This window comes from Scandinavium lactucae, assembly GCF_033843265.1.
Lineage (GTDB): Bacteria > Pseudomonadota > Gammaproteobacteria > Enterobacterales > Enterobacteriaceae > Scandinavium > Scandinavium lactucae.
Map to the genome: position 1 here is coordinate 200,012 of NZ_JAWXRD010000029.1, position 25,289 is coordinate 225,300.

A 25,289-nucleotide genomic window follows, 5' to 3' on the forward strand; every position below is an offset into this window, starting at 1 on the left:
CCTTGACCTACAGCTTGTCGAGGATGGTGTACGCCGCTTTTACGCGCTCTGTATTGGGATACATCTTGTTAGCCAGCATCACAATACCAATCTGCTTCTCCGGGATAAAGGCCACGTAGGCACCAAAGCCATTGGTCGATCCAGTTTTGTGCACCCACGATGCCTTCACTGCCGGCACCGGTGGTTCAATCGCCGAGACTGGCTGTGCCGCCAACGCGACCTTATTGTCGCTGCCGTTAATCACGGTGGTGGTGGCTACCGGCCAGTTGAGCATTTCCCAGCCCAGCCCCTGATACATGCTGCCGCTGCGCCAGTAGCGAGATTGTGCCTGTTCGATGCCCTGTTTCAGCATCGGGTCGCTCACCTGCTGCGGATTCATGTTGGCCTGCACCCAGCTCGCAATGTCTTCCACGGTCGATTTCACGCCGTAGGACTCGGCATCCAGCATCCCAGGCCCGACGTGCATCGGCTTGCCATCACGATAGCCCCAGGCGTACTGTTTTTCTTCACTGGCCGGAACGTTAATCCAGGTATGGTTGAGGTTTAGCGGCTGTAATACGCGCTTCGTCATTGCCTCTTCAAAGCCCATACCGGACGGTTTGACCATTAGCGCACCAAACAGACCGATGCTCGAGTTGGCATACACCCGGCGGGTGCCCGGTGCCCATTCCGGCTGCCAGTTCTGGTAGAACTTCAGCAGCGCCGCTTGATCGTTGACCTCGTCGGGAACCTGCAATGGCAATCCACCCGCCGTGTAGGTAGCCAGATCCAGCAGCGTAATCCCCTGCCACTGCTTGCCGGTTAACTCAGGCCAGTATTTTGTGGCCGGATCGCTAAGCTTCACTTCACCACGTGCCAGCGCATTACCGCCCAGCACACCGGTGAAAGTTTTACTGATGGAACCCAGCTCAAAAATTGTCTGCGTCGTCACCGGCTGTTTTTTGGAGACATCAGCCACGCCATAGGTAAAGTAGTGCGGCTTACCCTGATAGATCACCGCCACTGCCATACCGGGGATAGCCTGAGCGTTGATTAGCGGCTTCAGGGTTTGATTAACAGCGTCTTCTAACTGTTTGTCATTTAATGTTTTTTGTGCAGCAAAACCGGAAAACGACGCGCTGAGAACCAGCGCACAGCAGAGTGTTTTTTTCATCATTGAAATTCTTCCATAAGTCACACGATTGAATGTCCGGGCCCTTCAGACAAGCTCAGTCTGCGGGATTTGACTGCCGGTCACAAACGGTTAAATTTAGCAGTAGCCTTAAGATTTTCTAACGGATAGCCCATGACCCGGAGTTACATCCCCCTTAATTCGCTACGTGCCTTCGAAGCGGCGGCCCGACATCTTAGTTTCACGCATGCTGCCATTGAGCTTAACGTCACGCACTCGGCTATCAGCCAGCAGGTCAAAGCCCTTGAGGATCACCTGAACTGCCAGCTGTTTGTCCGTGTTTCACGCGGGCTGCGGCTGACGACGGAAGGCGAAAGCCTGCTGCCGGTATTGAACGATTCGTTTGACCGGATCGCGGGGATGCTGGACCGATTTGCGGTCTCGCACGAGCGGGAGAAACTGAAGGTTGGTGTCGTGGGGACATTCGCTACCGGCTTTCTGCTGCCCCGGCTGGCGGATTTTCGCCGCAGCTACCCCTATATCGATTTACATCTTTCCACCCATAACAACCGCGTCGACCCGGCGGCTGAAGGGCTGGATTACACGCTTCGCTATGGCAACGGTGCCTGGCACGGGACCGATGCGACATTTTTATGCCCTGCGCCGCTGGGGCCGCTGTGCAGCCCGGCGCTGGCCGCTGAACTCCACACGCCAGCCGACATACTACGCTTCACGCTGCTGCGCTCGTATCGCCCCGATGAATGGAATACCTGGTTTGAGGCCGTCGGGGCACAGCCGCCTTCCCCGACCCATGAGGTGATGGTCTTTGATTCCTCGGTCACCATGCTGGAAGCCGCGCAGGCGGGAATGGGCATCGCCATCGCCCCGGTGAACATGTTCACTCACCTGCTTAATAGCGAGCGCATCGTCCAACCGTTTGATGACCACATTCACCTCGGCAGCTATTGGCTGACGCGGCTGCAATCCCGCCCCCAAACCCCGGCCATGGATGATTTTTCCCGCTGGCTGGTGAATCAGAGCCTGTAACGGAAGCTCAGCGCCAAACTTTCACAACCCTTCTATTTCTTTCGATTATTTTGTTTATTCGATCCAAATCACAAAACAACATTCCGAAAGCCTATAGTTTATTTCGAAGATGATAAACGAAAGAATTCGGAGGAAGAATGTTCATCATTTCGACCAAAGCGATGCTAAAGAAGGCTCAACGTGAAGGTTATGCCGTCCCAGCCTTCAATATTCACAACCTTGAAACGCTACAGGTCGTGGTAGAAACCGCGTCAGAGCTTCACTCTCCGCTGATTGTGGCGGGAACGCCGGGAACATTCAGCTATGCCGGTACGGGGAATGTTGTGGCAATTGCCGCTGAACTAGCCAGAAGCTACAACCATCCTCTGGCCATTCACCTCGACCATCATGAAAGTTCGACTGACATCGAGCAAAAAGTAAAAGCCGGTGTGCGTTCAGTCATGATTGATGGTTCGCATCACGTATTTGCCGAGAACATCGCCCTGGTTAAAAGAGTGACTGACAACTGCCATCGCTACGACGTGAGCGTGGAGGCCGAGCTGGGACGCCTGGGCGGGCAAGAAGATGACCTGACCGTTGACGCTAAAGACGCCCTTTATACCCATCCCCTTCAGGCTCGCGAGTTCGTCGAAAAAACAGGCATCGACTCGTTGGCCGTCGCGATTGGCACCGCTCATGGGCTGTACGTTGGAGAACCCAAACTTGATTTTGACCGTCTGGCGGAAATTCGTCAGCACGTCGAGGTTCCGCTGGTGCTGCACGGTGCGTCAGGACTTGCTACAGAAGACATCCGCCGGGCGATCGGGCTGGGCATTTGCAAAGTTAACGTCGCAACCGAACTTAAAATCGCGTTCGCCAATGCGCTCAAAGACTATTTGAGCCTTCATCCCGATGCCAACGATCCCCGGCATTACATGATCCCCGCCAAAGCCGCGATGAAGCAGGTCGTCAGGAAAGTCATATTGGATTGTGGCAGCGAAGGAAAACTCTAGCTCAGCCACGTCAAGGCCTGCTCGATCCATTTTGAAATTTAAACCATTAGCAGTAGTGCAACACTATCGGAGAGTAACGTGAAAGAGATAATCGCCCGTCATAAACGCGGGGAACATTTGGGGATTTGCTCCGTCTGTTCGGCGCATCCGTTGGTCATAGAAGCCGCATTACGCTTCGATCTGAATAGCGACAATAAAGTATTGATCGAAGCCACCTCTAATCAGGTCAACCAGGATGGCGGCTACACCGGAATGAAACCGGCGGATTTTCGCGATTTTGTGCATCAGATTGCTCAGGATGTTGGCTTCCCGCTCGACAGACTCATTCTTGGCGGTGATCATCTCGGACCAAACTGCTGGCAACATGAATCTGCAGCCGTGGCGATGAAAAAATCCGTCGATCTCATCAAAGCCTATGTCGCCGCGGGGTTCAGCAAAATCCATCTCGATGCCTCGATGTCCTGTGCTGACGACCCTACACCGCTTGATCCTACTGTCGTCGCCGAACGCGCAGCCGTACTCTGCCAGGCAGCGGAAGCCACAGCGACAGAAGCACAGAAACGTTTACTCACCTACGTCATCGGAACGGAGGTTCCCGTTCCCGGAGGTGAAGCCAGCACGATTGGTACGGTGCACGTCACCCGAGAAAAAGATGCCGCGCGCACACTAGAAACGCATCAAATTGCATTCCGAGCCTTAGATCTGGAAGAAGCATTAACGCGAGTGATTGCGATCGTTGTCCAGCCCGGCGTTGAATTCGATCATACGCAGATTATTCACTACCAACCGCACGCGGCTGAAGCACTGTCTGGCTGGATCAAGCAAACCCCAATGGTCTACGAGGCCCATTCCACCGACTATCAAACCCGTCAGGCTTACCACGCCCTGGTGCGCGATCACTACGCCATTCTGAAAGTCGGCCCGGCGCTGACCTTCGCGCTGCGAGAAGCTATTTTTGCGCTGGCACAGATGGAAAACGAACTGATCTCCCCGGAAAACCGCAGTCACGTGCTCGACGTGATTGATGAGGTGATGCTCAACGAACCGGGTTACTGGAAGAAGTATTATCACCCTACATGGAGCCAGGCCATGGTTGATATTCATTTCAGTCTCTCTGACCGAATCCGCTATTACTGGCCTCATCCTCGTATCAGACAAAGCGTGGAGAAACTTATCGCCAATCTGAATGAGGTGTCATTACCGTTGGGATTAATCAGTCAGTTTATGCCGGTTCAGTTTGAGCGCCTGGCCGATAATTCCCTCGCCCCCACCCCGCACAACCTGATTATTGACAAAATTCAGGACGTGCTCAGGGCCTATCGTTTTGGCTGCACAGCCCAGGCAGCCTGACCCCGGAGATTCTATGAGCCAACTCTTTGTTCGTACCGGAATTGACTTCAGTTCACGCCAGCAGGTGCTGGCCCACATTGGTGAAGAAATGCTGGCAAAAGGTGTCGTGCATGACACCTATCCAGCGGCATTACTCGAGCGGGAAGCTGTATTTCCTACCGGGATTGCACTTGAGCATCATGCTGTCGCGATCCCGCACTGCGAAGCCATCCATGCGAGATCACCCGCGCTTTATCTGATTCGCCCCACTCGTGCGGTGAAATTTCAACAGGCGGACGATGATACAGAGATAGAAGCGTCGTTAATCATTGCCCTGATCGTTGAAAATCCGACTGCGCAGTTGAAGCTGCTGCGTCGTCTTTTTGGTGAGTTACAAAATCCGGAGACCATTGCCGCCTTGCTTAACGCCCCTGATTCCGAACTGGCCACACTGTTCCGGGAAACCGTTCTCGACCCTCAACCTTGCATTCAGAATTAATAAGAAACCAATAATAAAAGGAATACCCTATGAAACGTAAAATCATTGTGGCCTGCGGTGGGGCGGTAGCAACCTCCACTATGGCCGCTGAAGAAATCAAAGAGCTCTGTGAAGCGAACAACATCACACTCGATTTAGTGCAGTGTCGGGTGACAGAAATCGAAACCTATATGGATGGCGCGGACCTCATCTGCACCACGGCCCGCGTCGATCGTACCTTTGGTGATATCCCCGTGGTTCACGGTATGCCGTTTGTATCCGGCGTGGGTATCGAAGCTCTGCAGCAAAAAATCCTGAACATCCTCGTGGGGTAACGCCATGTTTAGCGAAATAATGCGTTATATCCTCGACTTGGGCCCAACGGTGATGCTGCCTCTGGTGATCATCGTTTTCTCTAAAGCACTGGGGATGAAGCTCGGCGACTGCTTTAAATCAGGGTTACATATCGGCATTGGTTTTGTCGGCATCGGTCTGGTGATTGGTCTGATGCTGGATTCCATTGGCCCTGCCGCTAAAGCTATGGCCGAACAGTTCCAGATTAACCTGCATGTAGTCGATATCGGCTGGCCGGGATCTTCCCCAATGACCTGGGCCTCGCAAATTGCGCTGGTCGCCATTCCGATTGCGATTGGGGTGAACATCGTCATGCTGGTCACCCGGATGACCCGCGTCGTTAACGTCGATATCTGGAATATCTGGCATATGACCTTTACCGGCGCGATGCTGCACCTTGCCACGGGTTCGTACTGGATTGGTATTCTCGGGGTCGTCCTTCACGCCGCCTTTGTCTACAAACTTGGCGACTGGTTTGCGAAAGACACCCGCGACTTTTTCGGGCTGGAAGGCATCGCTATCCCGCATGGTTCATCAGCCTACCTGGGGCCAATAGCCGTGCTGGTTGACACCATCATTGAGAAAATCCCCGGACTTAACCGCGTCCACTTCAGTGCCGATGACGTACAGAAACGCTTTGGTCCCTTCGGCGAACCGGTCACCGTTGGCTTTGTGATGGGGTTGGTGATTGGCCTGCTGGCGGGATATGACATCAAAGCCGTTCTGCAACTGGCGGTAAAAACAGCAGCCGTCATGCTGCTGATGCCGCGCGTCATCAAACCGATTATGGATGGCCTAACACCGATAGCAAAACATGCACGTAAGCGCCTGCAAGCGAAGTTTGGCGGTCAGGAATTCCTGATTGGTCTGGATCCCGCTCTGCTGTTGGGGCACACCTCGGTGGTCTCTGCGAGCCTGATTTTCATTCCGCTGACCATTCTGGTTGCCGTGCTGGTTCCGGGTAACCAGGTCCTGCCGTTTGGTGACCTGGCAACCATCGGCTTCTTCGTCGCGATGGCGGTTGCGGTGCACCAAGGCAATCTGTTCCGCACCCTAATTTCAGGCGTCATCATCATGGGTATCACTCTCTGGATCGCCACGCAAACCATTGGCTTACATACCCAGCTTGCCGAAAATGCGGGTGCATTAAAGGCCGGTGGAATGGTCGCATCAATGGACCAGGGCGGCTCACCGATTACCTGGTTGCTCATCCAACTGTTCACCTGGAAGAACATCACTGGCTTCCTCATTATCGCCGTGGTTTATCTGACGGGCGTACTGCTGACCTGGCGTCGGGCGCGTAACTTTGTCGCCGCCGAAAAAGCGGCATCTATTCAGCAGGCGGAAAGCCTTTCTTAATAGCAGGGGAGCCCTCGCTCCCCTGCTCATTTCTGGAGAATCTTATGAAATCAGTGGTTATCCACGCTGAGGGAAAAGTGCACGTTGAAGAACGCCCTATTCCACAATTAAAAACCGATGATGACGTGCTGGTAAAAGTCGTCAGTGCAGGGCTGTGCGGATCAGATATTCCGCGTATTTTCAGTCATGGCGCGCATTACTATCCGATTACGCTGGGCCATGAATTTAGCGGCTATGTCGAATCCTATGGCAACGAGGTGACCGATCTGCAACCCGGCGATGCCGTCGCCTGCGTGCCTCTGCTCCCCTGCTTTAGTTGCCCTCAGTGTAAGCGCGGCTTCTTCTCACTCTGTAAATCCTATCAATTTGTCGGCTCACGCAGCGAAGGGGGAAACGCAGAATATGTAGTCGTGAAACGCGCCAATCTTTTTCGTTTACCTTCGACGATGCCCATTGAGGATGGGGCATTTATCGAACCCATCACCGTAGGGCTTCATGCTTTCAATCTTGCTCAGGGCTGCAAGGACAAAAACGTCATTATCGTTGGCGCAGGGACCATTGGCTTGCTGGCTATGCAGTGCGCACGAGAACTGGGTGCGATAAGCGTCACGGCGGTGGATATTAATCCTGAAAAACTAGCACTCGCCAGGACGCTGGGGGCGACTCACGCATTAAACAGTCGGGAAATGAGTGCGGCAGAGATCCAGTCCGCCCTGGCTGAACGTCAATTTGATCAACTCATTCTGGAAACAGCAGGCGCGCCGCAAACCGTAGCCCTGGCGATTGAAATCGCTGGCCCCCGCGCTCAGCTGGCGCTGGTAGGTACGCTTCATCAGGATCTGACGCTGAACGCTAACGTGTTCGGGCAAATTCTGAGAAAAGAGTTAACCCTGCTCGGCAGCTGGATGAACTACTCCAGCCCTTGGCCTGGAACAGAATGGGAAACCGCCGCACGTCTATTAACGGAAAATCGACTACAGCTGGAACCGTTGATCGCCCATCGCGGTGATATGCAAAGCTTTGCCACTGCAGTTGAAGCGTTAAACGGCGCACCCATGCAGGGAAAAATACTGCTCAGCTTGCCTTAAAAATATGAGCCAGCAGACCTGGCTGGCTCCCCTCTACTTTCGAAATTTATCGTTCAACTTTCATTATCCTTCGATTACACTAGCCACAATTAATTGTCAGGCATATCAAGATGAACTCATTTGAACGAAGGAACAAAATAGTCGAACTGGTTCACTCCCAGGGAAGCGTATTGGTTCTGGATCTTTCGAATGCCTTTGGTACTTCAGAGGTAACCATTCGCGCAGACCTACGTTTACTGGAAGATAAAGGCTTAGTCACGCGTTTCCATGGTGGTGCGGCAAAGCCAGGCAGCAATTTAGCCGAAGCCGACAGCCAGGAAGTTGTGTTGGAAGAGCGTTACAAACTGGCAAGCGATCCTAAAAAGCGCATCGCGCAGGCCGCAGCAAAAATGATCGCCGAAGGCATGACGGTGATCCTCGACAGTGGAAGTACGACACTACTGATTGCCGAAGAGCTGGTTAAGAAAACCAATATCACGGTGATCACCAACAGTTTACCCGCCGCCTTTACTCTGGCTGAAAATAAAGACATCACGCTGGTGGTGTGTGGTGGCACCGTCCGACACAAAACCCACTCGATGCACGGCACTATCGCGGAACAATCATTACAAGGTATTAGTGCCGACCTCATGTTTGTTGGTGCAGACGGCATTGATGCCACCAACGGGATTACTACCTTTAACGAGGGTTACTCGATAAGCGGCGTGATGGCATCAGCCGCACACCACGTTGTCGCCGTACTGGACGCCACCAAATTCAACCGTCGGGGATTCAATCAAGTCCTGCCGATGGACAAGATTAACTGTGTCATTACTGACAGCAGCATCAGCAAACAAGACATTGCAGCCCTCGAAAAAACAGGTGTGGAGTTAAAGACGGTTTGATTGGTTCGGTGACAAGATCAAGGAATAATTGAGTCGCTACCCAACCAAGGGTAGCGGCTCAAAACATCACTCCCCTTGCTGCTCCAGGGCGTGCTTGTATAGCGCGTTTTTCTTCACGCCGTGAATTTCGGCGGCGAGGGCGGCGGCTTTCTTAAGGGGCAGTTCGGCTTGCAACAGGGCCAGCGTGCGCAGGGCTTCAGCGGGCAGCGCATCGTCGCTCTGCACTTTGAAACCTTCCACGATCAGCACCATTTCGCCTTTGCGACGGTTTTCGTCTTCTTTTACCCACGCCAGCAGTTCACCGACCGGCGCGCCGGTGATGGTTTCCCAGGTTTTGGTCAGTTCGCGGGCGAGTACCACGTAGCGCGATTCGCCGAGCACGGCGGTGATGTCTTCCAGGCTTTCCAGCAGACGGTGCGTGGATTCGTAGAAAATCAGGGTACGCGGTTCGTTTTCCAGGGCGCGTAACGCATCCCGGCGGCCTTTCGATTTCGCAGGCAGAAAACCTTCATAGCAGAATTTATCGGACGGCAGCCCCGCCGCACTCAGCGCCGCGATAGCCGCACACGGGCCTGGGAGCGGCACCACGCGGATCCCCGCTTCACGGCAGGTACGCACCAGGTGATAGCCCGGATCGTTGATTAGCGGGGTTCCGGCATCGGAAACCAGCGCGATGTTCTGCCCTTCTTTCAGCTTCGCCAGCAGGGTTTCGGCCTTTTGCTGCTCGTTATGATCGTGCAGGGCAAACATACGGGCATTAATGGCAAAATGCTGGAGCAATAAACCGGTATGACGCGTGTCTTCCGCGGCAATGAGATCAACAGCTTGCAGCACTTCCAGCGCACGTTGGGTGATGTCGCCAAGATTACCGATTGGCGTGGGCACTATATAGAGCTGACCCTGAGAATTGTCCGCTGTTTCGCGTTGTTTCATTGTTTAGTCCGTATTGCCGATTTAATATTGAGCATTGAGCTAAAAAAATATCACTGGATACGTATGGTACCGTCAACATTTCTTCGTTCTAAAGCCGCGCGCTGTCTGCCTGTTATGCTGGCTGCGTTACTTTTTGCCGGCTGTGGCACCCAGCAAAGCGCAGACCAGAGTGTCGCGCACCTCGAAGGTAGCGCGCAGGCCGATTCCGGTTACTACCTGCAGCAGATGCAGCAAAGTTCAGATGATAGCAAGACCAACTGGCAATTACTCGCCATTCGTGCACTGCTGAAAGAAGGCCAGAGCCAGCAGGCGCAGGAACTCTACGGTCAACTGCCGCAGGATTTGACTGTCTCTCAGCGTAAGGAACAGTCGCTGCTGGACGTAGAAATCAAGCTGTCGCAGAAAGATTTTGCCGGGGCGCAGGCGCTACTCGCTAACATTGAGGTCGGCGACCTTGATAGCAATCAGCAGGCCCGTTACTGGCAGGATGTGATTGTGGCGATGAACGGCCAGCCGTCGCTGCCGCTGCTGCGTGCCCTGATTGCGCAGGAACCGCTGCTGACCGCGCCGCAAGATAAACAGAAAAATATCGATGCCACCTGGCAGGCGCTGTCCTCCATGACCAAAGATCAGGCCAACGCGCTGGTGATCAACGCGGATGAAAACGTCTTACAGGGCTGGCTGGATCTGCAACGTGTCTGGTTCGATAACCGCAACGATCCGGACATGATGAAAGCCGGGATCCAGGACTGGAAAACGCGCTATCCGCAGAATCCAGGGGCGAAAATGCTGCCGACCCAATTAGTCAACGTGCAGAGCTTTAAACCCGCGTCCACGGCAAAAATCGCCCTTCTCCTGCCGTTGAACGGCCAGGCCGCAGTCTTCGGGCGCACCATTCAGCAAGGCTTTGAAGCCGCGAAAAATGGCAGCGCAGGCGCGGTAAGCGGCAGCGCTGTGCCGGAACAAACCGCCCAGGCGGCAACCGTGCAGGACAATACTGTCGTTAGCCCGTCTGAGGCTGAAATCAATGACCTGACCGCCACCAGCCAGCCTGCTGTCGGCACGCAGGCCCAGCCGGTTACGGCTCCTGGGACTGAACCGGCGGCAACGCAGACAGTTGCACCTGTTACGGCACCTCAGCAAACGGCAACTCCAGCCCCTGCTGTTCAGCCCGCCGTCGCCGCCGTTCCCGCCAATCCATCGGCTAACGTAAAGGTTTACGACACCACCGCTGCCCCTCTGGATCAAATCCTGAATCAGGCGCAGCAGGACGGCGTGTCCCTGGTCGTGGGCCCTCTGCTGAAGCCGGACGTCGAGTCACTGGTTAAGAGCAACACCAGCCTGAACGTGCTGGCGCTCAACCAGCCAGAAAACGTGCAGAATAAAGCTAACGTCTGCTATTTCGCGCTCTCCCCGGAAGATGAGGCCCGCGATGCGGCGCACCATATTCACGATCAGGGTAAGCAGGCTCCGCTGGTGCTGATCCCGCGTAACGGGTTCGGCGACCGCGTAGCGAACGCCTTTGCGCAAGAGTGGCAGAAACTCGGTGGCGGCGTGGTGCTGGAACAGAAATTTGGCTCAGTGAATGAGTTGCGTGGTAACGTCAATGGCGGGGGCGGGATCGCCCTGACCGGTAGTCCAATCAGCGCCAGCCTGCCGCAGCAGGAAGCCGTCACGATTGGCGGCCTGACTATCCCGGCTCCGCCGAGCGAAGCGCAAATCTCCGGCGGCGGTAAAGTCGATGCCGCCTATATTGTCGCCACCCCGGAAGAGATAGCCTACATCAAACCGATGATTGCAATGCGCAACGGCAGTCAGAGTGGCGCGACCCTTTATGCAAGTTCACGCAGTGCGCAGGGTACCGCAGGCCCGGATTTCCGTCTCGAAATGGACGGATTGCAGTTCAGCGAAATCCCTATGCTGGCGGGCAGCAATCCGGCCCTGATGCAGCAGGCGCTGAGCGCGGTGCGTAACGATTATTCGCTGGCACGGCTGTATGCCATGGGCGTGGATGCCTGGACGCTGGCAAATCACTTCTCGCAAATGCGTCAGGTGCCGGGCTTTGAGCTGAACGGCAACACCGGCGATCTGACCGCCACTCAGGATTGTGTGATCAACAGGAAGTTGTCATGGCTCAAATACCAGCAGGGACAGATGGTTGCAGCAAACTAAGCCGTAAAAAGACCGGCGATGCGTGGGAGCTAAAAGCGCGTCGCTGGCTCGAAAGCAAAGGACTGCGTTTCATCGCCGCGAACGTCACGACGCGCAGCGGCGAAATCGACCTGATCATGAAAGAGGGTGCGGTAACGGTATTTGTTGAGGTTCGTTACCGGACCTCCGCACGCTACGGTGGCGCAGCCGCCAGTGTGACACGCAGCAAACAAGTAAAATTATTACACACCGCCCGCTTGTGGCTTGCCCGCCACAATGGGAGCTTTGAGACTACGGATTGCCGGTTCGATGTGGTAGCCTTCACCGGCAGTCAGGTAGAATGGTTAACAAACGCCTTTGGCGAATAGCGTCACTCAAGAATTTAAGGGAAATCGTGCTCGACAGAATTAAAGCCTGCTTTACGGAAAGCATTCAGACCCAAATCGCAGCAGCAGAAGCGCTTCCGGACGCTATTTCCCGGGCCGCCATGACGCTGGTGCAGTCCTTACTTAACGGCAACAAAATCCTCTGTTGTGGCAATGGCACATCAGCCGCCAACGCACAGCATTTTGCTGCCTGCATGATCAACCGTTTTGAAACAGAACGCCCTGGTTTACCTGCGATTGCACTTAATACCGATAATGTGGTCTTAACGGCGATTGCCAACGATCGCTTGCACGATGAAGTGTATGCCAAACAGGTCCGTGCGCTGGGTCATGCGGGCGACGTGCTGCTGGCTATCTCCACCCGGGGAAACAGCCGCGATATCGTGAAAGCCGTTGAAGCTGCCGTTACGCGTGATATGACCATTGTGGCGCTGACGGGTTATGACGGGGGTGAGCTGGCTGGCCTGTTGGGCCCTCAGGATGTGGAAATCCGCATTCCCTCGCACCGTGGCGCACGCATTCAGGAGATGCATATGCTGACGGTAAACTGCTTATGCGATCTGATTGATAACACCCTTTTCCCACACCAGGACGATTAAGGAGTACTCATGAAGGCATTTTCGCCCCTCGCGGTCCTTATTTCCGCGCTGCTGCTTCAGGGATGTGTCGCGGCAGCCGTTGTCGGCACCGCAGCGGTCGGCACCAAAGCGGCCACCGATCCACGTACCGTGGGTACGCAAGTCGATGACAGCACGCTTGAACTGCGTGTGAACAGCGCCCTGAACAAAGATGAACAACTGAAGAAAGAAGCGCGTGTAAACGTCATGGCATGGCAAGGTAAAGTCCTGCTGACCGGCCAGGCACCGTCTACCGAACTGGCTTCACAGGCCAAACAAATCGCAATGGGTGTCGAAGGCACGTCCGAAGTGTTTAACGAAATCCGTCAGGGCCAGCCGATTGGGCTGGGCACCGCGTCTTCCGATACCTGGATAACCACCAAAGTTCGCTCACAGCTGCTGGGTAGCGATCAGGTGAAATCCTCTGCGGTGAAAGTCACCACCGAAAACGCTGAAGTGTTCCTGATGGGCTCCCTGACCGAACGTGAAGGCAAAGCCGCGGCGGATATCGCCAGCCGCGTCAGCGGGGTGAAACACGTCACCACCGCCTTTACCTTCCTCAAGTAAGCGCCCTGCCCGGCGGCGCAAGCCTGCCGGGCCTACAAAACGTACAAACCCACTCCGCCGGTTATCACGCCACAGACCACCACTAATCCCCCTGAGAGCCACAACGCTTTAGCCGGAAACGCTTTGCGCAGCATAAACAGCGACGGCAAGCTGAGCGCCGGGAGCGTGATCAGCAGCGCCAGACCAGGAGCCATTCCCATTCCTGCGAGCATCATGGTCTGAACAATCGGGATCTCTGCGGCAGTCGGGATGACAAATAATGCCCCCGCCACCGCCATCGCGATCACCCAAAACAGCGTGTTGCCCACAGCACCATCGGCATGGGGGAAAAGCCAGACGCGCGCGGCTCCGAGAACCAGCACCGCGACGATATACACCGGGATCGTGTTCCAGAACAGGGTCCACAGCGTTTTCCCCCAACGGGCAAAGAACGTGGAATCGTTCGAATCAACGGGCGTATCCACCGGAACAGGCTGGGTACTGGTGGGCTCTTGCACCCATTTTTGCACCAGCGTCGCCACCAGCAGCACCGTCGCTAACCCCGCAACCAGCCGAATCAGTGTGAACTGCCAGCCGAGCACAAAGCCCATGAATACCAGCGTGGCCGGGTTTAACAGGGGATTTCCCAACCAGAAGGCCAGCGCGCCGCCCATCGACACCTGCTGGCGACGCATACCCGCCGCCACCGGAGCCGCACAGCAGGTACACATCATGCCGGGCAGTGAAAATAAGGTGCCGAGCAGGGTGCCGCGAAAGCGCGGTTGTCCAAGGGTACGCAGCAGCCAGTCGCGGGGGATCAGTACCTGGATCAGCGATCCCAGCAGGACCCCCAGCACTGCGGCTTTCCAGACCGCGAGAAAATAGACCATCGCGTAGTCCAGCGCCGCCCGCCACGGATTATCAGCCGCCTGCGCCAGAATGGATTTGCCGATGCTGTGGGTGTCCGCCGCGGTGAACGCTTTGCCGTAATACGGCTGCCACTTCACGTACCACAGACCAACGATAACCACGAGAAAGAAAAGTGCAGGTTTCCACCACGTCAGTGGGGTTGCTGCCCGAGAGGAAGACTGACCAGTCATACCAGGCTCCGGAGAAGAAAAATGTTGTGAGGCAGGATGTTACGCCTGCCTCGCCGCCATTTCACGTAATTTTGCTGAGGAGAGGATGTTTACGCCCTGTGTCGCAGGGGCAAGCGCATCGTTCAGCATCGCACGCGCCACGTCACGTGCGTCGATGGATTTCCAGTTCCCCGGTAAGAAACCAAACAGTGGTGCCAGCAGCGACTCGTTCAATCGGCGATTTTCACGATCGCCCAGCAGCATCGACGGACGGGCAATCGTCAGCCGGGGCCACTGCTGGGCTATCAACGCTTCTTCCATTTCGCCTTTCACCCGATTATAGAAAAATGGCGAACGGGCATTGGCTCCCATCGCGCTAACTACCAGCATCTGGCTGGCTCCGAGACGCTGACCGGTGAGCGCGGTATCCACCACCAACGTATAGTCGGCATGCACAAACGCCTCTTTGCTGCCCGCCTCTCGCCGCGTGGTGCCAAGACAGCAGAAAACGATATCGACAGGCGCTGTCACCTGCGCCAGCGCGTCGGTCAGTTGCGGGTCGTAAGGATTGCTGACCTTGGCGGGAATATCCTGCAACGGACGCCGGGTAGCGGCGGTAATATGGATGATGCGCGGCTCCTGAACCATCATTCGTAGTAAGTGCCCACCAACCAATCCAGTTGCCCCGGTAATCAGTACATGTGTCATTAGCGTCTCCTTTACAGAATTTTCCGTGTGATCACTGCCCCAGAATGAACCAGGCTTAATAGTCTGAATGAGTATTAACCCTTTCTGGAGAATTTACCTTTCTGAAGCCAGAACCACGGAGGAACCATGAGCAAGAAAATAGCGGTCTTGTTAACCGACGAGTTTGAAGATTCAGAGTTTGCCTCTCCCGCCGCTGAATTTAAGAAAGCGGGCCACCAGGTGATTACCATTGAAAAACAGGCGGGCAAAACGGTCAAAGGCAAAAAAGGCGAGACCCGTGTCGCTATCGATAAAGCCATTGATGACGTCAGTCCTGCCGAATTTGACGCCCTGCTGCTCCCCGGCGGCTACTCCCCGGACCAGCTGCGGGGTGACGAGCGTTTCGTTACCTTTACTCGTGATTTTATCAACAGCGGTAAACCGGTGTTCGCCATCTGCCACGGCCCGCAGTTGTTAATTAGCGCCGATGTCCTGCGCGGACGCAAACTGACTGCCGTGAAGCCGATAGTGGTAGACGTTAAAAATGCGGGCGGTGAGTTTTACGATCAGGAAGTGGTGGTGGATAAAGATCAACTGGTGACCAGCCGGACCCCGGACGACCTTCCGGCGTTTAATCGCGAAGCGTTACGCCTGCTCGATGCCTGATTCTCGCAACCAAATCATTTTCTTACCAAAACCCAGCGTGTTGTCGGTGAATTTCAGTTCATCAATCCGTATTTCCCACAGGGGGGCCGGCAACATTCTGGCCATCGGAAAGCGGCGATAGTAGCGTTCGCGTATCGCCGCACTCTCATTTTCTTCCATTCGCCGTATTTGCCCCCGGAACTGCACCCCGCGGATCAGGGCTACCGTTTTCGGCTGCCCGTTGACCGTGCCGGCAACAACGGCCCGTGGACCGCTCATTTGCGCATGGCGGGTGGTTTCTTCGGTGAGCAGGTAGAAGGCCACGTTTTCACGGTCGTAGAGATAAAATGCGCAGGCGGCCCACAGCTCGCCTTCTTTTGCCACACTCCAGCTGACAACGTGCTGTTTTTCCAGCCATCGACTGATGGCGGCCAGTGACTCCATTTTTACTCTCCCGCGTGCTATGGTGCGGTCACCTTAACACAGGAGCCGGAACGTGTGCTGGTTTGTCTATATGATTCGAAGCCCTGATAACCGTCTTTATACGGGCATTACAACCGACGTTGAGCGTCGTCTGTGCCAGCATCAGTGCGGGAAGGGGGCGAAGGCGTTACGGGGAAAGGGAGAGCTCACGCTGGCATTTTCCCGTGAAGTTGGTGAACGCTCACTTGCGTTGCGACTGGAATATCAAATCAAGCAGCTGACGAAGCGCCAGAAAGAGCGCCTCGTCGCCGGAGATGCGTCATTTGACGCGATGTTAGCGGGCCTCAGAGACGGTTGAAATGGTCGCAGTATTCCACCAGACCATGCACGCCATTGAGCGCATCATCGGCCAGCGGACGCACCTGGAATGCAGCCTCGGTACCCTGCCAGCGGCAGCGTAAATCAAAGCGAGCAGCCGGTTCGAAGCCCAGTTTACCGTACAGCGCCGGATCGCCCAGCGTCACCACAGCGGCGTAACCGAACTCATTGAGTGAATCGAGCCCTTCATACACCAACTGACGGCCAATACCCTGCCCCTGCCAGGCTTTATCCACCGCCAGCGGGGCCAGTCCGACCCACTGCAACTCTTCGCCTTCGACGCTAACCGGGCTGAAGGCCACATAGCCGACCACCTGTCCTTCGTCATCTGTAGCGACCAGGCCCAGGGTAATCAGCCCGTCTTCACGCAGGGAGTGCACCAAATCCGCTTCGCCTTCGCTGTCAAACGAACGGCGCAGCAGGGCATCAATCCCCGGCGCATCTATCCCAATCTCCACTCGAATCAGCATGGCTCACCTACCGATGTGTGTCTGGTTTGTGGCGGATTCTGTAATCCGGCCTCAACAAAGTCCGCCAGTTGCATCAGCATGATACGCAGCGCTTTCGGCATCTGCTCAAGCTCAATGGCGTCCATCAGGTTTTTGACGTATAGCCCCAATTCCGTGTCGCCTTCGATCACTAAACGACGCTGGAAAAAGAGCGTATCCGGATCCTGCTTGCGAGCCGCAATCATCAGTAAATCGCTGGCATCTGCGCTGAAGCTCACATCGGCATCTGCGGAATCACTGACAATCAGGCGGTCATTCTCGACGGAAGTGAACCAACGCAGGCCAATGTCGCGCACGTCAATGCTTAACCAGCGGCCTTGCAGAAAATCCAGTTCTCCTTCCGCCAGTGCCTGGCGGAACTGCCAGCTTAGCACCTGTTCCAGTACCTGACGTTTTAACGCGAACGGCGCGACTTTCACCGGGACGCTCATCAGAGTCGGGCCCATCTGTACCAGGCGTGAACGCAGTTTATCCAACACGAGCTTTACTCCCTCAATGCAATAGTCTGGTTATTCTGCCACATCCGTTGAACAACATAGCGGCGTAAATCAACAATTCTGTAAGAGGCTGTGCCGCATTATTGGCACGCTCAATGCGCTTTTAACTGCCTCAAATCAAAAATTGTCGACGTTGGGTTAACTAAAATCCCAGTTCGTTAACAATCGCGGCCCTGTGGGTCGCTGCCTCAGGAAATATTATGGAGCTGCTCTGTCCTGCCGGAAACCTCCCGGCGCTTAAGGCGGCCATCGAAAACGGTGCCGACGCGGTATACATCGGACTGAAAGATGACACCAACGCCCGTCACTTTGCCGGCCTTAACTTCACCGAAAAGAAACTGCAGGAAGCGGTCAGCTTTGTTCATCAGCATCGCCGTAAGCTACATATCGCCATCAATACTTTTGCTCACCCGGACGGTTACGCCCGCTGGCAACGCGCGGTGGATATGGCGGCTCAGCTCGGTGCCGATGCGCTGATCCTCGCTGACATCGCAATGCTGGAGTACGCCGCCGAGCGCTACCCGCACATTGAACGTCATGTCTCCGTGCAGGCCTCCGCGACCAATGAAGAAGCCATTCGCTTCTATCATCGTCACTTTGACGTCGCGCGCGTGGTGCTGCCTCGCGTACTTTCTATTCATCAGGTTAAGCAACTGGCGCGCACCACGCCAGTTCCACTGGAAGTTTTTGCTTTCGGCAGCCTGTGCATTATGGCTGAAGGCCGCTGTTTTCTCTCTTCCTGGTTAACGGGAGAATCGCCGAATACGGTAGGAGCCTGTTCACCGGCGAAATACGTGCGCTGGCAGCAAACGCCGCAGGGACTGGAGTCGCGCCTGAATGAAGTGTTGATCGACCGTTATCAGGACGGCGAAAACGCCGGATATCCGACGCTGTGTAAAGGGCGGTATCTGGTCGATGACCAGCGTTTCCACGTGCTCGAAGAGCCGACCAGCCTGAACACCCTGGAACTGCTACCGGAACTGCTCGCCGCAAATATTGCCTCGGTAAAAATCGAAGGCCGCCAGCGTAGCCCGGCGTATGTCAGCCAGGTGGCGAAAGTGTGGCGTCAGGCGATCGATCGCTGCATGGCGGATCCGCAGAACTTCGTGCCACAGGCCGCATGGATGGACACGCTGGGCGCGATGTCCGAAGGCACCCAAACCACGCTTGGCGCGTATCACCGTAAATGGCAGTAAGGAACGTGATGAAATATTCATTAGGGCCAGTGCTTTACTACTGGTCAAAAGAGACGCTGGAAGATTTTTATCAGCAGGCGGCCCACAGCAGCGCCGACGTGATTTATCTCGGTGAAGCCGTGTGCAGTAAACGTCGCGCCACTAAAGTCGGCGACTGGCTGGATATGGCGAAGTCATTGGCCGGAAGCGGCAAGCAGGTAGTGCTTTCGACGCTGGCGCTGGTGCAGGCCTCTTCCGAACTCAACGAGCTGAAGCGCTATGTTGAAAATGGGGATTTCCTGCTGGAAGCCAGCGATCTGGGCGTGGTGAACCTCTGCGCCGATCGCAAATTACCGTTTGTCGCCGGGCACGCGCTGAACTGCTACAACGCCGTGACGCTTCGCCTCCTGCAAAAACAGGGCATGATGCGTTGGTGTATGCCGGTGGAACTTTCCCGCGACTGGCTGGTAAATCTGCTGAATCAGTGCGAAGAATTAGGTATTCGCGATAAATTCGAAGTGGAAGTGCTGAGCTACGGCCATCTGCCGCTGGCCTACTCCGCTCGCTGCTTCACCGCGCGTTCGGAAGATAAACCAAAAGACGAATGCGAAACCTGCTGCATTAAATACCCGAACGGGCGCAACATGCTGTCACAGGAAAATCAGCAGGTGTTTGTTCTCAACGGCATCCAGACCATGAGCGGCTACGTTTACAACCTTGGCAACGAGCTTCAGTCTATGGCGGGCCTGGTTGATATCGTGCGCCTGTCGCCGCTGGGCACAGAAACCTTTGCGATGATTGATGCCTTCCGGGCGAATGAAAACGGGACTGCGCCGCTCACGCTCGAAGCGCATAGCGATTGCAACGGCTACTGGAAACGTCTGGCCGGGCTTGAGCTGCAGGCTTAAAAAAAGCTCACTTTGTTAACAGCAGTTATCCCTTTGTCATGCACTATGAAAGTTGCAGCTTTTCTGGCTGGCGCGAATATCCTGCGCCAGACTGGAAGAAGACCTTCAATCTGATGACGATGCTGTAGCAAAGTGAGCCGTTATGACTGACAAAAATATTGCTTTCTCGGTGCTGGACCTGGCCCCGATCCCTCAAGGTTCCTCAGCCAAAGAGGCCTTTTCTCATTCGCTCGATCTCGCCCGCCTCGCAGAGAAGCGTGGCTATCATCGCTATTGGCTGGCCGAGCACCACAACATGACCGGCATTGCCAGCGCCGCAACGTCGGTGCTGATTGGCTATCTCGCGGCCAATACCACTACCCTGCACCTCGGTTCCGGTGGAGTGATGTTACCGAATCACTCCCCGCTGGTCATTGCTGAGCAGTTCGGCACCCTCAATACGCTTTACCCTGGCCGTATCGATTTGGGGTTGGGCCGTGCGCCGGGTAGCGATCAGCCGACGATGCGTGCCCTGCGCCGTCATATGGGCGGGGATATCGATAATTTCCCGCGCGACGTGGCGGAGTTGGTTGACTGGTTCGATGCGCGTGACCCGAATCCGCAGGTACGTCCTGTGCCGGGCTACGGAGAGAAAATCCCGGTATGGCTGCTGGGTTCAAGCCTGTACAGCGCTCAGTTAGCTGCGCAGTTAGGCCTGCCGTTCGCATTTGCCTCACACTTCGCACCGGATATGCTGTTCCAGGCACTGCAACTGTATCGCACCCAGTTCAAGCCGTCGGAGCGTCTGGCCAAACCGCACGCGATGGTGTGCATCAACATCATTGCCGCCGACAGCAACCGCGACGCGGAGTTTCTGTTCACCTCAATGCAACAGGCATTCGCCAAACTGCGCCGGGGCGAAACCGGGCAGCTGCCGCCGCCGATTGAGAATATGGACCACTTCTGGTCTCCGTCGGAAAAATACGGGGTCGATCAGGCGCTGGGCATGTCTCTGGTGGGTGACAAAGCGAAAGTCCGTCATGGGCTGGAATCGGTGCTACGTGAAACGCAGGCTGACGAAATCATGGTTAACGGGCAGATCTTTGATCATCAGGCACGCCTGCATTCGTTTGATTTAGCGATGCAGGTGAAAGAGGAACTGTTGGGGTAATTTTTGTTTGTTGCCCGCCGGCATTTCGTTTGCCCGGCCTACCGATTTATTGCCACGTAGGCCCGGCCAGCATTGTGTGGACTGCCGGGCATAAACGATTACTGATACACCGGCAATACATTAAAGCTCGACAGGAAATGCACCACCGCGTTACCCACCCCGAATATCAGGATCAGGGCAATCATCGGTTTGCCACCCCAGACGCGGAACTGCGGGCTGCCAAAGCGTTTGCGAGACTTACGTGCCAGCAGCGCCGGAACAATCGCCGCCCAGATCGTGGCTGCCAGGCCAGCATAACCAATTGCATACAGGAAACCGTTTGGCCACAGTAAGCCCCCCACCACCGGCGGCACAAACGTCAGCAGCGCAGTTTTAAAACGCCCGAGCGGCGCATCATCGAACTTAAACAGATCGGCCAGGTAATCGAACAGGCCCAACGTTACGCCAAGGAAAGAGCTCGCCACCGCAAAGTTTGAGAACACTACCAGCAGAAGATCGAGACTACGGCTGTTCAACACCCCGCTTAACGCCTGCACCAGCACATCAATGTTCCCGCCCTTCTGCGCGATCCCGACAAATTCGGGACGTGGAATATTGCCCATCGTGCCCAACAACCAGATAACGTACAGACCCAGCGCCAGCAACGTGCCGTAGACCAGGCACTTCACGATGGTGCGCGGATCTTTACCGTAGTATTTCATCAGGCTCGGCACGTTGCCGTGATAGCCAAACGACGCCAGACAGAATGGCAGCGTCATCAGTAAATACGGCAGGTACGTCGCGTGTTGTTCAGCCACGTTAAACAACGTTGGGGATCCCACATGCCCGAGCAGGCTGCCAAACGTCAGGAAGAAGGTGATGACCTTCGCCCCCAGCACGATAGCCGTCATGCGGCTGACCGCTTTGGTGCTGAGCCATACCACAAACGCTACCAGCAACGCGAAGCCCAGTCCCGCCAGACGCGGGGGCACGTTCAGGGACATTTCGCTGAAGGTGTGATGCAGAATTGACCCGCTCGCCGAGATATAGGCGTAGGTCAGAATGTAGAGTACGAAGGCAATCGACAGTCCGTTAATGATATTCCAGCGCTTGCCCAGTAAATCTTTGGTGATAGTGTCAAAACTGGAACCAATCCGGTAGTTGAGGTTCGCCTCAAGGATCATCAGCCCGGAATGCAGCATACAGAACCAGGTAAACACCAGCGCCGCCAGCGACCAGAAGAACCACGCCCCGGACATTACCACTGGCAGCGAGAACATTCCCGCCCCGATAATCGTTCCGCCGATAATCACCACTCCGCCAATCAATGACGGCCGGGTTGCTGTGGTGGTCAATGTCGCCATAGCGCCTGCTCTCCAGAAAAAGAATTCATATCCGTGTTAATGCGCAGCACTGTACCAGTACACGAGTACAATTGAAATAAAAAAAGCCCCGATAATAAATACCGGGGCTGTATCGTTTACTTTACGTACATAACCGTAGTTTTAAACTCGGCAATTACGCTTCGGTAGGACGACGACGTACTGGCGCATCATCACGACGCGGCGCACGGCCACCTTCGCGACGCTCACCGCTGAAACGGCCTGCACCACCTTCACGACGTTCGCCGCTGAAACGACGACCTTCGCTACGACCGCCTTCACGACGCTCGCCGAAACCACCACGACCACCAGCAGGGCCGCCACGACGCTCGCCACCACCGGTGTGCGGCACGGCATCACCGACCAGCTGCATGTTCATCGGTTTGTTCAGGATGCGGGTACGAGTGAAGTGCTGAAGCACTTCGCCCGGCATACCTTTCGGCAGCTCGATAGTCGAGTGGGTACCGAACAGCTTGATGTTACCGATGTAACGGCTGCTGATGTCGCCTTCGTTAGCGATAGCGCCAACGATGTGACGAACTTCAACGCCATCATCACGGCCCACTTCAATGCGGTACAGCTGCATATCACCAACGTCACGGCGTTCGCGACGTGGACGGTCTTCGCCGCTGCGCTCTGGACGGTCGCCACGTGGGCCACGGTCGTTACGGTCACCGCGAGGTGCACGGTCATTGCGGTCGAAACGCTCGTCACGATCGCGGAACTCACGCTTAGGACGCATCGGTGCATCTGGTGGCAGAATCAGTGGACGTTCGCCCTGAGCCATTTTCAACAGTGCTGCAGCCAGGGTTTCCATATCCAGCTCTTCTTCAGCAGAAGGCTGAATTTTTGCCAGCAGGCCGCGGTAGATGTCCAGGTCGCTGCTTTCCAGCTGCTGCTGGATTTTAGCGGAGAACTTAGCCAGACGACGCTCACTCAGCAGTTCACGGGTTGGCAGTTCAACTTCTGGAATGGTCAGCTTCATAGTGCGTTCGATGTTGCGCAGCAGACGACGCTCGCGGTTCTCAACGAACAGCAGCGCACGACCCGCACGACCCGCACGACCGGTACGGCCAATACGGTGAACGTAGGATTCTGAATCCATCGGGATGTCGTAGTTAACAACCAGACTAATACGCTCAACGTCCAGGCCACGGGCCGCAACGTCGGTAGCAATCAGGATGTCCAGACGACCATCTTTCAGACGATCCAGAGTCTGCTCACGCAGGGACTGGTTCATGTCGCCGTTCAGCGCTGCGCTGTTATAGCCGCTTTGTTCCAGCGCTTCAGCCACTTCCAGAGTCGCGTTTTTGGTACGTACGAAGATAATCGCCGCATCAAAATCTTCCGCTTCCAGGAAACGAACCAGTGCTTCGTTTTTACGCATGCCCCATACAGTCCAGTAGCTCTGGCTGATGTCAGGACGGGTCGTCACGCTTGACTGAATGCGGACTTCCTGTGGTTCTTTCATGAAGCGACGGGTAATACGACGAATCGCTTCTGGCATGGTCGCAGAGAACAGCGCGGTCTGATGACCTTCTGGGATCTGCGCCATAATGGTTTCAACGTCTTCGATGAAGCCCATACGCAGCATTTCATCCGCTTCATCCAGGACCAGACCTTTCAGGCTGGACAGGTTCAGCGTGCCACGTTTTAAGTGATCGAGCAGACGGCCCGGGGTACCCACGACAATTTGTGGACCCTGACGCAGGGCGCGCAGCTGTACGTCATAACGCTGGCCACCGTAAAGGGCAACCACGTTTACGCCGTGCATGTGTTTAGAGAAATCCGTCATGGCTTCAGCAACCTGAACCGCCAGTTCGCGGGTCGGTGCCAGCACCAGAATCTGTGGTGCTTTCAGCTCTGGATCAAGGTTATGCAGCAGCGGTAAAGAGAACGCTGCAGTTTTGCCGCTACCGGTCTGGGCCATACCCAGTACGTCACGGCCACCGAGCAGATGTGGGATACACTCTGCCTGGATTGGAGAAGGTTTTTCGTAACCCAGATCGTTCAGGGCTTTAAGGATGGAGACGTTCAGCCCCAGATCAGAAAAAGTAGTTTCGATAGTAGTAGTCTCGATGGTATCAGTCATGTAGTACACGTGCCTCGTAGATGGCGGCCAGTCTACATAACTCATCGTGAAATTGACCTGCAATTTTCATTGAAAAGTGTGAACCGGCTCAAATTTGGTGAATTAACGAACAATAAAGCCCTCACCCGTAAAGATGATGGCAATCAAAAAAGATTATGGGCTGAGTTGTTCGTCAGCTATTGCTGGTCCGATTCTGCCAGGTCGTCTTGCTCCTGGCCCAAGAGCGCTAATTCCAACAATGCGTATCGGTGCTCAACAAAGTTATGAACGTTGTTAGCAACCGCCAGTTTGAACAGTGCCGTAGCGCTGTCCTTGTCCCCCAGACTTAGGTAGTACTTACCTAAATAGAAGTTTGTTTCACTGAGATGCTCAGCGAGCGAGGTGTTATCCGTTGCGTCTGCCTTCAGTCTTTCCATCAGCGTTGCTTCGCTAATGTCACCGAGGTAGAACTCGACAATGTTCCATCCCCATTGCTCTTTGTCCGATTTTTCATAGCGCTGCTTGAGTGCTACGACAGCCTGCTTCTCATCGAGCTTCCGCTCAACGATATAAAGCCACAGACTACGGAAAGGATCATTGGGATCGTCTTGATAAAACGCCAGCAGATCATCTTGCGCTAACTTTGCGCGACCACCGTAATAAAGCGCGATGCCGCGGTTCAGATATGCGTAATTGTAAGTTGGATCAAGCTCAAGTACAGAATCAAACGCTTCATAGGCAGCATCAAAATTGCCTGCCTGCGTTAAATAAATGCCTAAGTAATTGAATACTTCAGGCATATCGGGTCTGATTGCCAACGCTTGCGAGAAATCGTTACGCGCTAATGCTCTCAAACCGAGACTATCATACAACACTCCGCGCTCATATAAAAGCTGTGCGCGTTCATCATCGGTTAAAGCCCGACTGGCAAGAATTTGTTCCATACGTGCCAGAATCACTTCTTGCTGTAAAGTCGGTTGCAATGGCACCGCCAGGACTTCACTCTTGCGCCAGGCAGAATTACTGCATCCTGCCAGCGTGAGTGCTGTCGCAACGAAACACCAGCGCAAAAAAGGCTTCATTTCCCACTCCCGAAGACAACAATTGGATGAACGTCCTGTTCCCCGGCTG

General features: G+C 55.1%; 28 protein-coding genes. 17 read left to right on the top strand and 11 right to left on the bottom strand.

The features are described from left to right. Positions 1 to 7: 7 nt before the first annotated feature. Positions 8 to 1,156 carry a CMY2/MIR/ACT/EC family class C beta-lactamase gene (gene ampC, locus SIK69_RS11465; RefSeq protein ID WP_319786127.1) on the bottom strand — a complete coding sequence of 383 codons (1,149 nt, stop codon included), beginning with the start codon at positions 1,154 to 1,156 and terminating at the stop codon, positions 8 to 10. Positions 1,157 to 1,285: 129 nt separating this feature from the next. On the opposite strand from ampC, the gene ampR reads away from it, so the two are divergent. The 8 genes from ampR to SIK69_RS11505 all read left to right on the top strand — a co-directional run bounded on the left by ampR (position 1,286) and on the right by SIK69_RS11505 (position 8,642). Further along, positions 1,286 to 2,158: a LysR family transcriptional regulator AmpR gene (gene ampR, locus SIK69_RS11470; protein ID WP_319786128.1), complete on the top strand. Its 873-nt coding sequence runs from the start codon at positions 1,286 to 1,288 to the stop codon at positions 2,156 to 2,158. Positions 2,159 to 2,295: 137 nt separating this feature from the next. Beyond that, positions 2,296 to 3,150, top strand: coding sequence for a tagatose bisphosphate family class II aldolase (locus SIK69_RS11475; protein ID WP_319786129.1), 855 nt, complete (start codon positions 2,296 to 2,298; stop codon positions 3,148 to 3,150). Positions 3,151 to 3,228: 78 nt separating this feature from the next. Then, positions 3,229 to 4,500: a tagatose-bisphosphate aldolase subunit GatZ gene (gene gatZ / locus SIK69_RS11480; RefSeq protein WP_319786130.1), complete on the top strand. Its 1,272-nt coding sequence runs from the start codon at positions 3,229 to 3,231 to the stop codon at positions 4,498 to 4,500. Positions 4,501 to 4,513: 13 nt separating this feature from the next. Then, a complete protein-coding gene (gene gatA, locus SIK69_RS11485; RefSeq protein WP_319786131.1) occupies positions 4,514 to 4,978 on the top strand; it encodes a PTS galactitol transporter subunit IIA in 465 nt (154 codons plus the stop codon). Positions 4,979 to 5,007: 29 nt separating this feature from the next. Next, positions 5,008 to 5,292: a PTS galactitol transporter subunit IIB gene (gatB, locus tag SIK69_RS11490; RefSeq protein WP_319786132.1), complete on the top strand. Its 285-nt coding sequence runs from the start codon at positions 5,008 to 5,010 to the stop codon at positions 5,290 to 5,292. A 4-nt stretch (positions 5,293 to 5,296) separates the two neighbouring features. Next, positions 5,297 to 6,670 carry a galactitol-specific PTS transporter subunit IIC gene (locus SIK69_RS11495; RefSeq protein ID WP_319786133.1) on the top strand — a complete coding sequence of 458 codons (1,374 nt, stop codon included), beginning with the start codon at positions 5,297 to 5,299 and terminating at the stop codon, positions 6,668 to 6,670. A gap of 44 nt (positions 6,671 to 6,714) precedes the next feature. Beyond that, positions 6,715 to 7,758, top strand: a complete 1,044-nt coding sequence (gene gatD, locus SIK69_RS11500) for a galactitol-1-phosphate 5-dehydrogenase (RefSeq protein ID WP_319786134.1) — start codon at positions 6,715 to 6,717, stop codon at positions 7,756 to 7,758. Positions 7,759 to 7,868: 110 nt separating this feature from the next. Continuing rightward, complete coding sequence (locus tag SIK69_RS11505) at positions 7,869 to 8,642, top strand: DeoR/GlpR family DNA-binding transcription regulator (RefSeq protein WP_319786135.1); 774 nt, start codon at positions 7,869 to 7,871, stop codon at positions 8,640 to 8,642. A 66-nt stretch (positions 8,643 to 8,708) separates the two neighbouring features. On the opposite strand, the gene rsmI is transcribed toward SIK69_RS11505, so the two are convergent. Further along, positions 8,709 to 9,575, bottom strand: coding sequence for a 16S rRNA (cytidine(1402)-2'-O)-methyltransferase (gene rsmI / locus SIK69_RS11510; RefSeq protein WP_319627362.1), 867 nt, complete (start codon positions 9,573 to 9,575; stop codon positions 8,709 to 8,711). Between the two features lie 63 nt (positions 9,576 to 9,638). On the opposite strand from rsmI, the gene SIK69_RS11515 reads away from it, so the two are divergent. The 4 genes from SIK69_RS11515 to dolP are packed head-to-tail and all read left to right on the top strand — an operon-like array spanning position 9,639 to position 13,296. After that, a complete protein-coding gene (locus tag SIK69_RS11515; protein ID WP_319786136.1) occupies positions 9,639 to 11,747 on the top strand; it encodes a penicillin-binding protein activator in 2,109 nt (702 codons plus the stop codon). Continuing rightward, positions 11,705 to 12,094, top strand: a complete 390-nt coding sequence (locus SIK69_RS11520) for a YraN family protein (RefSeq protein ID WP_319786137.1) — start codon at positions 11,705 to 11,707, stop codon at positions 12,092 to 12,094. Before SIK69_RS11515 ends, SIK69_RS11520 begins: the two co-directional genes overlap by 43 nt. A 26-nt stretch (positions 12,095 to 12,120) precedes the next feature. Continuing rightward, entirely contained in the window at positions 12,121 to 12,711 is a 591-nt protein-coding gene (gene diaA, locus SIK69_RS11525) for a DnaA initiator-associating protein DiaA (protein WP_110510535.1), read from the top strand. 9 nt (positions 12,712 to 12,720) lie between these two features. After that, positions 12,721 to 13,296, top strand: coding sequence for a division/outer membrane stress-associated lipid-binding lipoprotein (gene dolP / locus SIK69_RS11530; RefSeq protein ID WP_319627365.1), 576 nt, complete (start codon positions 12,721 to 12,723; stop codon positions 13,294 to 13,296). Between the two features lie 32 nt (positions 13,297 to 13,328). On the opposite strand, the gene SIK69_RS11535 is transcribed toward dolP, so the two are convergent. Beyond that, positions 13,329 to 14,375, bottom strand: coding sequence for a permease (locus SIK69_RS11535; RefSeq protein WP_319786138.1), 1,047 nt, complete (start codon positions 14,373 to 14,375; stop codon positions 13,329 to 13,331). 39 nt (positions 14,376 to 14,414) lie between these two features. Next, a complete protein-coding gene (locus SIK69_RS11540; RefSeq protein ID WP_319786139.1) occupies positions 14,415 to 15,062 on the bottom strand; it encodes an NAD(P)H-binding protein in 648 nt (215 codons plus the stop codon). 126 nt (positions 15,063 to 15,188) lie between these two features. On the opposite strand from SIK69_RS11540, the gene SIK69_RS11545 reads away from it, so the two are divergent. After that, positions 15,189 to 15,707, top strand: coding sequence for a type 1 glutamine amidotransferase domain-containing protein (locus SIK69_RS11545; protein ID WP_319786140.1), 519 nt, complete (start codon positions 15,189 to 15,191; stop codon positions 15,705 to 15,707). On the opposite strand, the gene SIK69_RS11550 is transcribed toward SIK69_RS11545, so the two are convergent. Next, positions 15,687 to 16,130, bottom strand: coding sequence for a YhbP family protein (locus SIK69_RS11550; RefSeq protein WP_319786141.1), 444 nt, complete (start codon positions 16,128 to 16,130; stop codon positions 15,687 to 15,689). The two genes, SIK69_RS11545 and SIK69_RS11550, sit on opposite strands and share 21 nt — an antisense overlap. A gap of 52 nt (positions 16,131 to 16,182) precedes the next feature. Here SIK69_RS11550 and SIK69_RS11555 point away from each other — a divergent pair, with 52 nt between their 5' ends. Continuing rightward, entirely contained in the window at positions 16,183 to 16,467 is a 285-nt protein-coding gene (locus SIK69_RS11555) for a GIY-YIG nuclease family protein (RefSeq protein WP_374941375.1), read from the top strand. Here the strand turns inward: SIK69_RS11555 and SIK69_RS11560 are convergent. Both SIK69_RS11560 and ubiT read right to left on the bottom strand, forming a co-directional pair. Next, a complete protein-coding gene (locus SIK69_RS11560) occupies positions 16,454 to 16,957 on the bottom strand; it encodes a GNAT family N-acetyltransferase (protein WP_319627371.1) in 504 nt (167 codons plus the stop codon). The genes SIK69_RS11555 and SIK69_RS11560 overlap by 14 nt on opposite strands. Further along, positions 16,951 to 17,475, bottom strand: a complete 525-nt coding sequence (ubiT, locus tag SIK69_RS11565; RefSeq protein ID WP_319627372.1) for a ubiquinone anaerobic biosynthesis accessory factor UbiT — start codon at positions 17,473 to 17,475, stop codon at positions 16,951 to 16,953. Before ubiT ends, SIK69_RS11560 begins: the two co-directional genes overlap by 7 nt. 218 nt (positions 17,476 to 17,693) lie before the next feature. Between ubiT and ubiU the strand changes: the two genes are divergently transcribed. The 3 genes from ubiU to SIK69_RS11580 all read left to right on the top strand — a co-directional run bounded on the left by ubiU (position 17,694) and on the right by SIK69_RS11580 (position 20,726). Then, positions 17,694 to 18,689, top strand: coding sequence for a ubiquinone anaerobic biosynthesis protein UbiU (gene ubiU / locus SIK69_RS11570; RefSeq protein ID WP_319786143.1), 996 nt, complete (start codon positions 17,694 to 17,696; stop codon positions 18,687 to 18,689). Positions 18,690 to 18,697: 8 nt separating this feature from the next. Continuing rightward, positions 18,698 to 19,576, top strand: a complete 879-nt coding sequence (locus tag SIK69_RS11575; RefSeq protein WP_445582683.1) for a U32 family peptidase — start codon at positions 18,698 to 18,700, stop codon at positions 19,574 to 19,576. Between the two features lie 142 nt (positions 19,577 to 19,718). Next, the gene (locus tag SIK69_RS11580; protein ID WP_319627375.1) at positions 19,719 to 20,726 is read left to right on the top strand and encodes a luciferase-like monooxygenase; all 1,008 of its coding nucleotides are present in this window, start codon (positions 19,719 to 19,721) and stop codon (positions 20,724 to 20,726) included. Between the two features lie 98 nt (positions 20,727 to 20,824). Here the strand turns inward: SIK69_RS11580 and mtr are convergent, their stop codons facing one another. The 4 genes from mtr to nlpI form a co-directional block, all read right to left on the bottom strand. After that, a complete protein-coding gene (gene mtr / locus SIK69_RS11585; RefSeq protein ID WP_319627376.1) occupies positions 20,825 to 22,069 on the bottom strand; it encodes a tryptophan permease in 1,245 nt (414 codons plus the stop codon). A 154-nt stretch (positions 22,070 to 22,223) separates the two neighbouring features. Next, positions 22,224 to 24,179: a DEAD/DEAH family ATP-dependent RNA helicase gene (locus SIK69_RS11590; RefSeq protein WP_319786145.1), complete on the bottom strand. Its 1,956-nt coding sequence runs from the start codon at positions 24,177 to 24,179 to the stop codon at positions 22,224 to 22,226. Beyond that, a complete protein-coding gene (gene yrbN / locus SIK69_RS11595; protein WP_110510645.1) occupies positions 24,172 to 24,249 on the bottom strand; it encodes a protein YrbN in 78 nt (25 codons plus the stop codon). The genes SIK69_RS11590 and yrbN overlap by 8 nt, the downstream gene beginning before the upstream one ends. A gap of 106 nt (positions 24,250 to 24,355) precedes the next feature. Beyond that, positions 24,356 to 25,240 (bottom strand): lipoprotein NlpI, encoded by an 885-nt coding sequence (nlpI, locus tag SIK69_RS11600; protein ID WP_319627378.1) that lies wholly within the window; start codon positions 25,238 to 25,240, stop codon positions 24,356 to 24,358. Positions 25,241 to 25,289 lie beyond the last annotated feature (49 nt).